Annotated in this window: 11 protein-coding genes; 3 read left to right on the top strand and 8 right to left on the bottom strand. The window is 70.2% G+C overall.

Annotation, left to right across the window (positions count from 1 at the left end; translation table 11 throughout):
* Positions 1 to 46 precede the first annotated feature (46 nt).
* From JHY01_RS24480 to JHY01_RS24450, 7 genes are read right to left on the bottom strand one after another with little or no spacing between them, the layout of a single operon-like run.
* The gene (locus JHY01_RS24480; RefSeq protein WP_205328337.1) at positions 47 to 1,240 is read right to left on the bottom strand and encodes an ROK family transcriptional regulator; all 1,194 of its coding nucleotides are present in this window, start codon (positions 1,238 to 1,240) and stop codon (positions 47 to 49) included.
* Complete coding sequence (locus JHY01_RS24475) at positions 1,237 to 2,127, bottom strand: PmoA family protein (protein WP_205328336.1); 891 nt, start codon at positions 2,125 to 2,127, stop codon at positions 1,237 to 1,239. The genes JHY01_RS24480 and JHY01_RS24475 overlap by 4 nt, the downstream gene beginning before the upstream one ends.
* Before the next feature lie 15 nt (positions 2,128 to 2,142).
* Positions 2,143 to 3,024, bottom strand: coding sequence for a PmoA family protein (locus JHY01_RS24470; RefSeq protein WP_205328335.1), 882 nt, complete (start codon positions 3,022 to 3,024; stop codon positions 2,143 to 2,145).
* Complete coding sequence (locus JHY01_RS24465; RefSeq protein WP_205328334.1) at positions 3,017 to 4,561, bottom strand: glycoside hydrolase 43 family protein; 1,545 nt, start codon at positions 4,559 to 4,561, stop codon at positions 3,017 to 3,019. Before JHY01_RS24465 ends, JHY01_RS24470 begins: the two co-directional genes overlap by 8 nt.
* 14 nt (positions 4,562 to 4,575) lie before the next feature.
* A complete protein-coding gene (locus JHY01_RS24460; RefSeq protein ID WP_205328333.1) occupies positions 4,576 to 5,478 on the bottom strand; it encodes a carbohydrate ABC transporter permease in 903 nt (300 codons plus the stop codon).
* A gap of 10 nt (positions 5,479 to 5,488) precedes the next feature.
* Positions 5,489 to 6,406: a carbohydrate ABC transporter permease gene (locus JHY01_RS27080; protein ID WP_374199592.1), complete on the bottom strand. Its 918-nt coding sequence runs from the start codon at positions 6,404 to 6,406 to the stop codon at positions 5,489 to 5,491.
* 26 nt (positions 6,407 to 6,432) lie between these two features.
* Complete coding sequence (locus JHY01_RS24450; RefSeq protein WP_205328331.1) at positions 6,433 to 7,770, bottom strand: ABC transporter substrate-binding protein; 1,338 nt, start codon at positions 7,768 to 7,770, stop codon at positions 6,433 to 6,435.
* A gap of 508 nt (positions 7,771 to 8,278) precedes the next feature.
* Here JHY01_RS24450 and JHY01_RS24445 point away from each other — a divergent pair.
* Positions 8,279 to 9,415, top strand: coding sequence for a hypothetical protein (locus tag JHY01_RS24445; RefSeq protein ID WP_205328330.1), 1,137 nt, complete (start codon positions 8,279 to 8,281; stop codon positions 9,413 to 9,415).
* Positions 9,416 to 9,571: 156 nt separating this feature from the next.
* Entirely contained in the window at positions 9,572 to 10,747 is a 1,176-nt protein-coding gene (locus JHY01_RS24440; RefSeq protein ID WP_374199589.1) for a S8 family serine peptidase, read from the top strand.
* A gap of 79 nt (positions 10,748 to 10,826) precedes the next feature.
* On the opposite strand, the gene JHY01_RS24435 is transcribed toward JHY01_RS24440, so the two are convergent.
* Positions 10,827 to 13,409 (bottom strand): GNAT family N-acetyltransferase, encoded by a 2,583-nt coding sequence (locus tag JHY01_RS24435; protein ID WP_205328328.1) that lies wholly within the window; start codon positions 13,407 to 13,409, stop codon positions 10,827 to 10,829.
* Between the two features lie 65 nt (positions 13,410 to 13,474).
* Here JHY01_RS24435 and JHY01_RS24430 point away from each other — a divergent pair, with 65 nt between their 5' ends.
* Positions 13,475 to 14,188, top strand: coding sequence for a siderophore-interacting protein (locus JHY01_RS24430; RefSeq protein ID WP_205328327.1), 714 nt, complete (start codon positions 13,475 to 13,477; stop codon positions 14,186 to 14,188).
* Positions 14,189 to 14,608 lie beyond the last annotated feature (420 nt).

Genomic DNA, 14,608 nt, shown 5'->3' with positions numbered 1-14,608 from the left:
CGTCTCCTTCGTTCCAGATCATCCTGCCCTGTGACGGGCCGCCGTGTCACCGTCCGGAAGCGAGCCATTCGGTCGGGTCGCGGCGGATGCGGTCGATGACGGCCATCGCCGCGCCGATCGCGGCCGCGTCGGGGCCGAGGGTCGCGGGTCGCACGGTGATCGGGGCCCAGCGGGCGGAGAGCACGCGCTGCGCCAGCTCGGCTTCGACGCCGGCGATGAGCCAGGAGGAGAGCAGCGCGAAGCTGCCGCCGAGGAGCACGGTGTCGATGTCGAGGAGGTTGAGGACGTTGGCGATCGCGACGCCCAGGGCCGTGGCGGCGGTGTCGAGTGCCGCGATGGTTTCGGGGCGGCCCGCGTCGGCCCAGGTGAGGAGCGCGGCGTCGGCGGTGAGGCCGTCGGGGAGGGTTTCACCGTGGAGGATGGCGGCGAGGCTGGCGTAGGTCTGGAGGCAGCCGCGCGAGCCGCAGCGGCAGGGCTTGCCGTCGGGGTCGACGGTGAGGTGGCCGAGTTCCCCGCCCCAGCCGTGGGAGCCGCGCATGAGGCGGCGGTCGAGGATGATCCCGGCGCCGATGTCGAGTCCGCCTGAGACGTAGAGGAAGTGGTCGGGGGTGTCGCGGTGGAGTTCGCCCCGCGCGGCCAGGTTCGCCTCGTTGTCCACATCAGTGTGGACGTCGAGGTGGCGGAGGTGTTCGGCGAGCAGCGCTCCGGCGTTCACGTCGCGCCAGCCCAGGGAGGGTGCGGTGCGGACGATGCCGTCGTCGGTCGGGCCGGGGACGGCGAGCGTCGCGGTCACGACGGTGAGGCCTTCGGCCGCAGCGGCGTCGGCGGCCTCGGTCGCCATGCGGCCCAGGTGTTCGAGCACGGCCGGGGCCTCGGTGTCGGTGAACGGCGCGAACGCGAGGTGTCGCACCGTGCCGCTGAGGTCGACCACGCACGCCGCCAGGCCGTCGGTGCGGATGTCGAGCCCGAGCCCGGCGGGGCCGCTGCGGCACACCGTGAGCCCCATGCGCGGCCGCCCGGCCCGGCCGTCGGGGGTCGCGCCGGTCTCGGTGACGAGCCGCCCGGCGATGAGCTCTTCGACGATGCGGGTGATGGTGGGCCTGGTCAGGCCGGTGGCGGCGGCGAGCTCGGTGCGCGAGACCGGGGCCTCGGCGGCGAGGACGTGCCGGAACACGAGCTCGAGGTTCAACGCGCGCAGGCGTTCCTGGCGGGCGGGGTCGTTGGAGCGGACGGCGTTCATGCCGTGGGCCGCGCTGCTTCGGCGAGCGCGGCGGCCGCGTCTTCGGTGAGGTTCCCGTCTGCCACGACAGCGAGGATATGCCGTTCGATCCGCTCCCCCGGCTCCAGTACCAGTGGGCGGTCCCAGGTGAGGGACGAGCCGACGCCGAGGTAGTCGCGGGCGCGCACGAACCAGCGGTCCTGCGCGGTGGTCGCGTCGGCGGGCACGAACAGCATCGTCCACGCTGCACCGCCGCTCGCGCCGGAGACGGTGAGCCAGGGCGCGGTCGTGCCGTGGACGGCGCGCACGCCGGTCCCGGCCGGGCTCTGGACGCGCACCTGGCCGTTCACGGCCGGGCCGCGCCAGAAGAATCCGCCGTACCCGGCGCCCGCGCGCCCGAGCGAGGCGGGGCTGCGGATCGGCAGCGGCCGGTCGGTGGCGTTGGCGAGGCGGGTCTGCACCGAGAGCGTCCAGGCGTCCGGAGTCAGTGGGACGCAGGCGATCGCGCGTCGCTCGCTGAGCAGCGCGGCGCCTTCCCGGTCGACCCAGTGGAGGGTGTGGGCGAGCGCTGCATCGGTGTGGCGCAGCCAGCGCCGGTGGTGCTGGGCGCCGTGGTCGTCGAGCCAGGCGGGGCCGTGTCCGGCGACGAAGGTGCGGCCGCCCCAGAAGTTGCGGCCGCCGATGTCGGGGGCGGCGATGCTGATGCCGAGCTGGTGGGTGTGGGAGTGGGGCCTGGCGTCGGTGACGACGGTCCCGGCGAGGGTGCGCACGGGGTGGAGGAACGGGCGGGGCGCGGTGGAGGCGGGCAGCTCGGAGCGCCAGACGTAGTCGGCCACGTTGCGGCCGTCGATCTGGAGTGCGACCGGTTGGTCGGCGTTCAGTTCGTGGACAGTGCCGGAGTGCTCCATTGCGGCTCCAATCACTTAGGCCTCGCGGGGTGCGGGGCTTGCCGCGACGGCTTCCACCAGGCGTTCGATCGCTCGGGGCGCGAGGTCGCCGTCTGCGACTACCGTGATGATACGACGGCGGGGGCCATCGCCAGGGGCGGCCGTCAGCGGCTTCGTCCAGGCGAGTGCGGGGCCGACGCCGACGTAGTCGCCGCCGCGTACGAACCATGGATCGCGTTGGGCGGCAATGTCGATGAAGACGAGTGTCCAGGGTTCGGCATCGGCGGCGCAGAGCGCGATCCAGGGGGCGTCGGAGCCGTGGAGGTGTTCGGCGCCGGAGGCGCCGGGGCCGAGGATCTTCACGGCGTTCCGGCCGCGCGGGGCCCGCCAGAAGTAGCCGCCGTATCCGGCTCCGGTGCGGCCTTTGACGCCGGGGCTGGAGATGACGAGCGGTTCGGGGGTGTGGTTCTGCAGGGTGTAGCGGAAGTCGAGGGCCCAGGCGCGGTGGTCGACGGGTCGGGCGGCGATGCGGCGGTGTTCGCGCAGCAGCGTGGATCCGTCGGGGCCGATCCAGTGGAGTTCGTGGGCGATGAGGGCCGGTGCGGTGGCCTCCCAGCGGTGGTGGCGTTGCACGCCGTGGTTGGGGAGGGGGAGGGAGCCCTGGTCGCGGACGTAGGTGCGGCCGCCCCAGAAGTTGGCGCCGCCCGCGTCGGGGACGGCGAGGCTGACGCCGAGGTGGTGGCGGTGGTCGGGGGGCATCAGTTCGGTGACGACGGTTCCGGCGAGGGTGCGCACGGGGTGCAGGAAGGGTCTGGGCGACAGCGTGTTCGGGAGATGTGGCCGCCAGACGTATTCGGCGACGGTCTGTGCGCCGAGGATGAGGGGTCGGGTCTGGACGAGGGTCCGCTGGTCATCCATGGGCGGCGCTGTCGTCGATGCCGGTGACGGTCACGGGGCCGAACTCGGCGGCGCCGCCGGGATCGTCGGTTTCCGTGGCGGCGAAGAGGCCGAGGGCCGCGCCGACCCAGCGTCCGGCGGTGGCCTGGAACGGCTCGCCGATCGGCGCGAGCGGTTCGCCGGGCCGTCCGGCGAGGAACCGGCAGCGGCCGGAGGGTTCGACTTCGACGCCGAGGGCGACGGTCTCGCTGGTTCCATGGTGGACCTTGATCGGATCGGTGCGGCCTCTGATCGATTCCGGTGCGGCGGGTTCCGCTGCGCTGCAGGAGAGGAGGTCGCCGTCGGGGGTGCGGGTGAGGCCGACCCAGGCGTAGGAGTCGCCGAGGATGGTGAGGCCGGCCCGGGATCCGGGCGGGGTGTCGGCGAGGCGGAGGGTGGTGGTGGCGCGGCAGCGGTCGCCGGGCAGGTGCTGGCCGAGCACGTTCGGGAGTCGCCGCAGGTCGGCGGTATCGGTGGGGACGCAGGCGAGCCGCAGACCGGGGCCCGGAAGGATCCAGCCCGGTTCCGGGTTCCCCTGCCAAGTCCATTGGAGACCTATCTGGTCTGCGAAGTCGTCGGAGGTCGCGGGGGCGGTAACGCGTTCGCCGGCGCGCGGTTTGGCATGGGCCGCCACCGGTTCGCCCTTGTGGCCGATCTCGGGCCAGCCGTCGTCGCCCCATTGCATGGGCTGGAGGTGGACGATGCGCCCGAAGGGGCCCTTGTCCTGGAAGTGCAGGAACCAGTCCGCGCCGTCGGCGGTGTCGACCCAGGCGCCCTGGTGGGGCCCGTTGACGTCGGTGCCGCCCTGTTCGAGGACGATGCGGCCTTCGTAGGGGCCGAAGGGATCGCGGGAGCGGAAGGCGGACTGCCAGCCGTCGGTGACCCCGCCGGCAGGGGCGAAGATCCAGTACCAGCCGTCGCGTTCGTAGAACTTGGGGCCTTCGAGCGTGCGGTAGCCGGGCAGTGCGTCGCCGTCGATCACGACCGCGCCGTCATCCAGGAGCGCGGTCGCGTCGTCGTTCATGCGGTGCACGGTGAGGCGGTTGTTGATCCCGGCGCGGCTCTTCGCCCACCCGTGCACGAGGTACGCCGACCCGTCCGAAGCCCACAGAGGACACGGATCGATGAGTCCCTTGCCGCCCTTGAGGAGGTGCGGTTTCGTCCACTCCCCCGCCGGGTCTTCGGCGGTGGTGACGAACAGGCCCCGGTCCGGATCGGGGTAGACGATCCAGAACCGGCCCGCGTGGTGGCGCAGCGCCGGGGCCCACACGCCGCAGCCGTGCTGCGGGGTCCGGAAATCCTCCTCGGGTTCGAGCCGTGCGAGCGCATGGCCGATGAGGGTCCAGTTCACGAGGTCGCGGCTGTGGAGGATCGGCAGGCCGGGCACGCGGTTGAAACTGGAGGCGGTCATGTAGCAGTCCTCGCCGACCCGGATCGCGTCCGGGTCGGACCAGTCCGCGTGCAGGACGGGGTTCCGGTAGGTCCCGTCGCCGTTGTCGGCGGTCCACGCCTGGTTCAAGGTGTTTCCTCTCGTCATTTGAGGCCGGTGGTGGCGATGCCTTTGACCAGGTATTTCTGCCCGGCGATGAAGAAGCCGATGATGGGTGCGAGCGAGAGCACCGACATGGCGAACATCTGGCCCCACTGCGACTGGCCTTCGGAGTCGATGAACTGCCTGAGCGCCAACGGGACCGTGTACAGCTCGGGGTCGGTCAGGTAGAGCAGCGGCCCGAAGAACTCGTTCCACACGGAGATGAACGTGAAGATCGCGGTGGTGGCGAACGCGGGGCGGCACAGCGGCAGGATGATGCTCCAGAAGGTGCGGAACGGGCCGCAGCCGTCGATGCGGGCCGCGTCGTCGAGCTCCTGTGGGAGCGAGCGCATGAACTGCACCATGAGGAAGATGTAGAACGCGTTGGTGGCCAGGAAGTTCGGCACCAGGAGCGGGTAGTACGTGTTGAGCCAGCCGAGCTTCGCGAACAGGATGTACTGCGGGATGAGCAGGACGTGGCCGGGGAGCATCATCGTGCCGAGCATGAGCGCGAAGAAGAGCTTGCGGCCGGTGAACTTGAGCCGCGCGAACCCGTACGCCGCCAGGGAGCAGGAGAACAGGTTCCCGATGATGCTCAGGACGACGATGATGATCGAGTTCGAGAAGTAGATCCCGAAGTCGTATTCGAGGGCGGTCCAGCCGTCGGTGTAGTTCGACGGGCTCCATTCGGCGGGCCACAGGGAGAGGTCCTCGAAGATGAGGCCGTTCGGTTTGAGCGAGCTGGAGACGAGCCACAGCAGCGGGTACATCATGACCAGGCCGATGACGCACAGGATCACGTGCCGGGTGAAGCGGCTCCTGCGGGTGCTGCCGAGTCGCTCGATGAGCGCGTCGGCGTCCTCGTTCGGCTTGGCGGCCTTCGGGGTGTGCAAGGTCGATGACATGGGTGGGACCTCAGCTGTCGTAGTTGACCCAGTATTTGGCGGAGAGGAACGTGATCGCGGTGAACACGGCGATGATGACGAGCAGGGTCCAGGCCATCGCGGAGGCGTAGCCCATGTTGAACTGGTTGAACCCCTGCTGGTACAGGTACAGGTTGTAGAACAATGTGGAGTTCGCCGGTCCGCCGCCGCCGTTGTTCATGACGAAGCCCTGCGTGAACGTCTGGAACGAGGCGATGAGCGACTGGATCAGGTTGAAGAAGATGATGGGGCTGAGCAGCGGCAGCGTGATCGACCGGAACCGCCGCCATTTCGAGGCGCCGTCGACGGCGGCGGCCTCGTAGTACATGACGGGGATCTGCCGCAGCCCGGCCAGGAAGATCACCATGGGCGAGCCGAACGTCCAGATGTGCAGGATGATCAGCGTGGTGAGCGCGTAGTCGGGGTCGGAGGTCCAGGAGATCGCGTCGATCCCGAACCAGCCGAGGAACGCGTTCACGATCCCGTCGAACCCGAAGATATAGCGCCACAGCAGGACCACCGCGACGCTCGCGCCGAGGAGCGAGGGCAGATAGAACACGGCGCGGTACCAGGGCAGGCCCCTGATGCCGCGGTTGAGGATCATCGCGACGCCGAGCGCGGCCGCGAGCGAGAGCGGCACGGACACGAACGTGTAGGTGAACGTCACCCGCAGCGACTTGAGCAGCACCGGGTCGCGGAACATGTCCGCGAAGTTCTCCAGTCCGATCCACTTCGGAGGGTTCAGCAGGTTGTAGTCCGTGAACGCCAGGTAGAGCGAGGCGAAGAACGGGACGACCGTGAACAGCATCCCGATGAACCAGGGCAGCAGGAACAGGTAGCCGGCGCGGTCCTTTCGCGCCCTCCTGCGCCGCATATCAAGCGGCGCAGGAGGGGCGACCGCCCCCGGCATGACGGCGGTCTCGGTCGACGTGGTGGTCACCCTTCGATCGCCGCCGTCGCGTCGGCGATGAACTGGGCGGCCCCGTCCGCGACCGTCTGGCGGCCGAACTCGACTTCGACGGCGATGACGTCGAGGAAGTCGGCGACGGCGCTGCCGCCCGGCGGGTACGTGTAGGAGCGCGGCAGGTCCTCGCCCTGGAGGCCGATGAGGTACTCGGTGGCGACCAGGTCGTCGGGTTCCAGGGAGTCCTTGATCGCTTCGGCCACAGCCGAACTCGCGGGGACGCCGCGGGTGGTGCCCGTGGCGAGCGAGGCCTCGGGGTCGTTGGTGAGAAAGTCGAGGAGCCTCACGGCCTCCTGCGGGTGCTTCGAGGCGGACGCGACCGACCACAGGTGCGGGCAGTCGACCGATTGCCCGCGCCGGACGGCCTGCGTCTCGCCCGGGATGCGCAGCAGCGCGAGGTTCCCGTCGCACGCCTGGTTGTAGGCAAGGAAGTTGTTGGTGGGGATGATCTGCGACGCGACCTTCCCTTGGGCGATGTACGACCCCTCGGCCCCGCCGCCGATCTCCTCGAAGAAGCCCGCGGGCGGGTAGGCGCCGGACTTGCGCATCCCGTCGACCAGATTGAACCAGGCCTCCATCGTGCCCGCGGTGACGCCGAGTCCGCCGTCCTCCGTGAAGAGGTCCTCGCCCTGCTGGCGAACCCAGACCACGAGGTTCTGGAGTGTCTGGACGTCGAAGCCGGTGCCGTAGACCTCTCCGCCGGAGGCGTCGCTGACCGACTGCGCGAATGCCGCCAGGTCGTCCCAGCTCCAGGTGTTCCCGTCGGGGACGGCGACGCCGTACTGCTCGGCGAAGTCCTTGCGGATGACGAAGCCGACGGCGTTGAGCCCGGCCGGGACGCCGAACACGCTGCCCTCGACCTCGGCCAGGTTCGCGGCGTTCTCGCTGAGTCCACTCAGGTCGATGTCGTCGCCGTACTCGTTGAGGTCCAGGAGCGCGCCGCGGTCGGCGTACTCGCGGAGCGAGTCCATGCGCATCGCCATGAGGTCCGGTGCGTCGTTCGCGGCGAAGCGGGTGGCGAGCTTGTCCTGGTAGGGGCCCGAGTCCTGGTACTCGACCTCGATCGTGATGCCGGGGTTGGCCTCCATGAAGATGTCGAGGGCGGCCTGGGTCTTCTCGGCCCGGGTGGCGTCGCCCCACCAGACCATGTTGAGGGTGACGCCGTCACCGGATTCGTCGTCGCCGCCTCCGCCGAAGCCGCGCCCGCAGGCGGCGAGCCCGGGGACCGCGGCCAGGCCGAGTCCGGAGAGCTTCATCAGGTTGCGGCGGTTGAGCGCTGCGCTGGCGCCGGGAGGTCGTTCACTGGTCACGCTGGAGGTCCCTTCACACGGACGAGGGGTCGGACATCGATTGCACTCGATGAGTGGGATCAGGCTAGGACCGTGGTCCAGGTTATGTCAAGCCATGAAAAAAATTAGACGGAAGTTTCGGCAACCCATTGACGTTAATCGATGACGATGCTTAGGCTGGTCTGAGGAGACGCCGACCCCCATCGTTAGGAGCGTCGCATGAACCCTTGGCCTACAAGGAGACTGCGCTGCGGATCCGCGAGCAGGGCGACGCGTTCGACCCGCATGACTTCTACGAATTACAAGGCCGACCCGGCCCTCCTGAACGAATGCAGCGGCCCGCAGCCCGAGATTGGGACCTGAGCCGTGGAGCAGCTGGATTCGCCGATCGGCCCCTGGCGCCGCGCACCGGCGCCGGGGGCCGTGACGCCTCCCGGCAGGCCGCCGTCCGCGACAGCCGCCCCGAGAATCCCCGGACCCGTCGCCGGGCTTCGCCTCCAGGGGCGGGTTCATTTGGCAGGCTGTTCGCATGCATTCGAGTCTGTCCAAATTGTCCATGGCCGCCGCACTCGGCATCGTCGGCGCCACCGTACTGACGACTCCGGCGCAGGCGCAAGCGCAAGCGCAGGCGCAGGCGCAGGCGCAGGCGCAGGGGCAATGGTCGCCGCCCGCGCTCGAACTCGCGTCGGCAGCCTGCAACGCCGACGGCGAATGGGAGCTCGCCTGGTCGTTGACCGACACCACCGGCTCGGCTGCCGATGCCGTCGAATACACCTACACGGTGGCCGAGATCGTCACGCAGATCGGCGCCGACTCCGGTCCCTGGGAGGACGCCGTCCTCGAAGGGACCCTTCAGGTCGGGGCGGTGCTGCCCCGCACCGGCGAAGGGTCCCTCACCGGCGTCCAGACGGTCCCGGGCGACACCGAGCAGGTCAAGTTGAAGGCCCAGTCGGACCGCACCGGCGCCGTCGTCGACGGCAAGGGCAAGGAGGGCCGGGGTCTGAAGAACTCGCTCCAGCACGCCCTCGAGCTGGGCGACTGTGCGGCGCCGACACTGCCGGAGCCCGTCGAGGTCCCTCAGCTCGAGTACGGCGTCGGCATCGCCATCGAGGACGGTGTCGACCCCGAACCCGCCGACGAGGAGGCCGACGCGGAGTGGATCGTGGACTTCTCGAATCCCCCTGGCGTCCAGGGCCAGCCGGCCCAGTATGAGATCTTCGCCGACACCAGTACCGGCGACGGCGGCGACGGGGACGGCGACGGGGACGGCGACGGGGACGGGGACGGCGGCGGCGACGGCGGAGACGGCGGAGACGGCGACGTCACGGTGCAGACCGGCGAAGTGGCACCGGGCGATTCGACCGTCCACATTCAGGTCACCGGTCCGCTCGAGGAAGTCGAAATCGTCTCGCTCGAACTCGTCGTCGACGATGGCGAACCCGTGGTCCTCGAAGTCGCGCTGCCCGTGCTCGATCCCGTGGACGATCCGCCCATGTCCGCGGCCCCGAGCCAGTCGACACCGTCGACTCCGGCCGCCCAGCCGGCACTGCCGACGACGGGGGTGCCCGTCACGGTGACGGCCGTCATTGCGGCGGTGCTCATCGCGACCGGGGGCCTGGTGCTCCATCGGGGTAAGGCGCGAAAGTCGCAGGACGGCGCGTGCTGACAAAGCGGGCCCTGGCCTCTTCGTGCGGATACCGGTCGGTAGTCACTCCATTGTGGGATATTCCCCTGCTTCGCGACCGCGCTCGCTAGCGGCGGTCAATCTGACAGGGTTCATCGGCCTTGTGATCCAGGCCATATCAACTCATGCAGAAGGGTGATGCCCGTGCGCAAGCACATGACCAGAGGACGGAACCGCTACTTCACTGCGACGGTGGCCGCGACTGCGGTCGCGATCGCCGTCGCCGCCTCGCCCGCAGAAGCGAGGACCGCCGAGATCCTCGGCGCCGACAGTCCCGACGCGATTCCCGGCGAGTACATCGTCGCGCTCGAGGACACGTCGGCCCCGGCCGAAGACCTGGTGGCCCGGTTCGACGGCCGAGTGGAGACCCGTCTCGGCTCCATCGGCGCCGTCGCCGTGCACATGGACTCGGCCGACGCCGAGCGGCTGGCCGCCGATCCCGCCGTGGACTACGTCGAGCAGAACACCGTGGTCGAGACCGCCGCCACCCAGCTCAATCCGCCGTCCTGGGGCCAGGACCGCGTCGACCAGCGCGCGCTGCCGCTCGACGCCTCGTACACCTACACCAACGCCGGGACGGGCGTGCACGCGTACATCATCGACACCGGCATCTGGCTCGACCACCCGGACTTCGCGGGCCGGCTCGATCCCGGGTACAGCGCCATCGTCCCCGACGGCAACTCCCGCGACTGCCACGGCCACGGCACGCATGTGGCCGGTACGGTCGGCGGCACGCTCCAGGGCATCGCCAAGCAGGTGCAGCTGGTGCCCGTCCAGGTGTTCAACTGCAGCGGCGTCTCCGACGCCGTCTCGATCATCGGCGGCGTCGAATGGGTCACCGCGAACGCCGTCAAGCCCGCGGTCGCGACGATGAGCCTCGGCGGGAGTGCCAGTCAATCGATCGACACCGCTGTCGAGGCTTCGATCAACTCGGGCGTCACCTACGCGGTCGCGGCGGGAAACAGCGATGCGGACGCCTGCGGCTACTCGCCGGCCCGAGTGGGGCCGGCGCTGACGGTGGCGGCGTCGGACGTGAACGACGCGCGCTGGAGCTCCTCGAACTATGGGTCCTGCGTCGACCTCTTCGCGCCGGGGGTGAACGTCCGATCGGACTACCTCTACAACGTCACCGCGAGGTTGACCGGCACTTCGATCTCGACGCCGCATGTGGCCGGGGTGGCCGCGATCTATCTGTCGGCCAACCCGACCGCGAGTCCGGCGACGGTGGCCTCGGTCTTGACCGGCAACGCCACGACAGGGGTGATCACCGATCCGGTCGGCAGCCCGAACCGACTGCTCTACATGACCCCGTAGGTCGCCGTCGGGCGGCCGGTGCTTGAACGGCGCTGCTTGCGGGCCTCCTGCCGAATGGCAGGGGGCCCGCCGTCTGCGTTCACCCCCGATCCGGGAGTGCGTCCTCACGGCGGAGGAACGCCAACCGGGCGGTCTTGTCGGGCAGCTGGATCTCGGGCCCGAACGTGAACCCGGTGCGACGCAGGCGGGCCGCGGCCTGCTCGTTGCGGGCGTCGGGTTCGACCACGATGCGCCGGTGCTTCGGGTCGTCGAACAGGAACCCGGCGATGGCGTTCATGAGGGCACCGGTGAACCCGGCCCGGGCGCCGCCGCCCGCGGGCGCGACGAGGAGGTGCGCGCCGAGGTCGCCGGGTTCGACCTCGTAGCACTCGCCCACCGGGTCGGCGTCGGGCTCGTAGGTCTGGAGGAGCGCGATCGGCTCGGCGTCGCGCAGGACCAGGTATGCGTGGTGGGTGTCGAGCGAGTCGAGGTATTCGTAGATCTCGAGCACGTATGCGCGCGTGCGCTCGGTCATGCCCCAGAAGCGGGCGCGTTCCTCGGTGACCCAGCCGTAGATCAGATCGAGGTCCTCCTCGGGCCGTACGGGCACCATGGACACGACGCCGAAGCCGTCCAGGGCGCGCTCGAACACTGCCGGGCGGTCGATCATGCGGTACTCCTCTTGCAGTCGTTGCCAATCCGTGACGACGGGAATGAGCTCCCCTGCCCGCCACAGCGGGAACTGGTCTCGGTAGTGCGGGCCGGGCGCGCCCGAAGCTCCGAAGGGGACGATCCAGAGGCTCTGCTCCCGGTCGGCGAGGTCCCAGGCCCAGCGGGCGGCGGGGCCGCGGGCGAAGTCCTCGGTGATCCCGGGCGCGCCCGAGGTGGACAGGACGCAGTCGGCGTCGCCGGACATCCCGGCCAGCGCCTCGGGCGGGTCCACGTCCCGCCACGGGACGAGCCGGTGGATCTCGCCCCAGGTCGTCGCGGGGAGGGTCGCGGCCTCCTCAATGGCCTCCCGAAGTGCGGTGTCCCGTTCCTCCTCGCTGACCAGTGCACCGTTGAGCAGGTGCTCCAGGGCGAAAGCGATGCGGACCTCGAGCACGAGCCAGGGGGTGAAGACCTCCGGGTACCGGGAGGGCTCGGCGAGCGGCGCGAATACGGGCAGTGCGGCGAGGCCCCGCACGAACGCGGCGCGGAAGGCGGCGAAGGCGGCGGCATCGGCGCTGTCGGCGTCCATCCGGCAGTCCCAATCCGAGAGCCGTTCGCGCAGCAGCGCGGCGGGCGCGCTGAGTTCGAGCGCTGAAAGCAGTCCGATCAGCGTTGCGGCCGTGGGCAGGTGCGTGTCCGAGTGGATGGCGGCCATGTCGGCGGCCGTCCAGTCGGTCCGGGTCTCGAGCAGTTCCCGGATCCGCTCAACGCGGTGCGGGGCGCAGAATTCGATCCCCAGCCCGCTGGAGATGCCGCGGTCGTTGGCCATGGCGGCGAGTCCGCCGATCGTGCCGGAAGGGGAGGGTTTCCAGCCGTTCCAGGCGTATCGGTGTTCCCAGGCGGGAACGGGCCGGACGAAGTTGGCGCGGTCCCGCTCCGGGACGCGCCCGGCGACGCGGTGGAGGACCCCTCCGGCGGTGTCGGCGGCCATGACCACGTTCACCGGCAGGACCCAACCGTCGAGTGCGGCATCGACATCGGCGACCGTTCGCGCCCGGAGCAGTTTCGGCAGTGCGGCGAATCCGAGCTCGGGTTCGGCGTGCAGGGGGCTGCGGAGGCTCAGTGCCGTGTCGCCGTCGTCGGCGATCACGGATCCGCGTGCAGTGGCGATCACTTCGACCATGGCGGTGTCGGCCCCGGCGACGTCGATGGTCTCGGTCCGGGACCGGGCGGGCTCCCAGCCGTCGGGTCCGAGGGCCTCGACGGTCCCCTCGCGCCTGCGCAGTCGTTCGTGGAAGAGGTCCTGCGTGTCGGCCATGGCGTTGGTGATCCCCCAGGCCACACCACCGGTGTGCCCGAAGTGCGCGATGCCGGGAATGCCGGGCATGGCGAGCCCGACCACGTCGAACGCGTTGCAGGCCAGGCGAATCTGCTGGTAGGCACCGGGAAGCTGCAGGAACCGGTGCGGATCCCCCGCCACGATCGGTGCGCCCGAGGCGGTGCGGGCGCCGTCGACGATCCAGCCGTTCGACCCGGTCGGGGCGGGGCCGTCCATGGCGAACCGCCCGACCGCGTCCTCCCCCAGATGTTCGATGACGCGCTCGCGCCAGAGCTTCGCAGGGAACCCGGATCCGAAGAGCAGGTGCTCGGCGTGCCAGACGGCGAGCGGTGTCCACGGCTCCCAAACGCCCGGTGCCCCTTGGAACTCCGGGGCGGAGGCCGCCGCACCGGGCAGGCCGGCGTTGACGCCGGCGACGTAGGCGCCGACCCATTCGGCGGTCTCGGCGTCGAGCTGCTCGAAGGCGGCACGTGCGGCGTCGACGACGCCCGTCTGGCGGGCGAGTCGGTCCCAGGGCAGCCACTCGACACCGAAGATCGCGGCCGAGGTCCCGGTGGCGCGGCGCCGCAGGGTCTCCAACTGCCAGGCGCGATCGGCGGCGGCGTTGCGGCCCTGAGCGAAGGCGAGCGACTGGGGGTCGGCCGCGCGCAGATGGGGGACGCCCCAGGCGTCCCGATAGCACACGAAGCTCATAGTTAGGTTAGTCTAACCTAATCCAAATCTCACTCATCTTCACTGGGACGCGAAAGGGATCGGACATGGGCCACGGCTGGGAGGGCGCGGTACTGAAGCTGCTGCGCGCCAAGGACTTCACGTTCACCGTCACCGGCGCGACGCAGATCACCGAGCACTACCGGCGGCTCACCTTCACCGACGGCGGCCTCCTCGCCCGACTGCCGCTCCACCCGACGATGTGGGTCCGCCTCTGGTTCGACGACCACGGCAAGCCGCACCAGCGCGGATACACGATCGTCGACCCCGATCCCGAGAACGGCACGTTCGCCATCGAATTCGCCCTGCACCGGGGCATCGCGAGCGACTGGTCCCAGCGGGTCGAACCGGGCGCCACGATCCAGGCCACGGTCTACGGCACCGGATTCGAACCCCTCGACCCCGCCCCGGAGCGCCTCCTCATCGTCGGCGACGCCGCGTCGCTCCCGGCTATCAACTCCCTGCTCGACGCCTTCCCCGACACCCCCGCGACGATCTGGTTCGAGACGGCCGACGACGACGAACTGCCTCATCGCACCACCGACCGCCACGACCTCAGGCGCATCCCCCGGGCCGACGACGGCGAGTCCCTGGTGAGCCGGGTCCGCGACGACCTCCCCGAATTCGCGAAGAACCCAGCGAAGACCTACTTCTGGATCGCCTGCGAAGCCAAGTCCACCCGGGCCCTGACCACCTTCGCCCGCAAAGAGATCGGCTTCCCCAAGGACCGCATGCACTCCATGGCCTACTGGCGCGCCTGACGACGACTTCGTCGACCTCGACGTGGCGCCGCCCGGCCGGTGGACGGTCACGGTTCAAGCTGGCAGCGACGAAACGGTGTTCGCCTTCCCAGCCCCGCGGCGGCCCTCCGGCGAACTCATGCCCGGCAGCGATGAGAGGTGGGAGCGTGGCTGCGGTCGTCGCCGGGTGTCGGGTGGCCGATGGTGGCGGTCAGCGCCGGCGGCGACGAGAGGTCGAGGACGGTAGCGGTCCGTGCCCGGCCCTCAGGCGGGGCGGGATTGCCGCGCCCGAACGCGTGTACCTCCCTGCCACGGCGGTCTGTGTCCGGCTCTCGGGCGGGGCGGGTTCGCCGTGCCCGACGCGTGTGCTTCCTTGCCGCGCTGGCGAAGTGAGCACGAACATGAACTGTCCACACAGTACTTTCACTCTTCCGGGTGATG

It is taken from the genome of Glycomyces sp. YM15, from assembly GCF_016918015.1.
GTDB lineage: Bacteria > Actinomycetota > Actinomycetes > Mycobacteriales > Micromonosporaceae > Glycomyces.
Note: the sequence above shows the minus strand (reverse complement) of the source record. Positions and strands in the feature narration are given on the sequence as shown.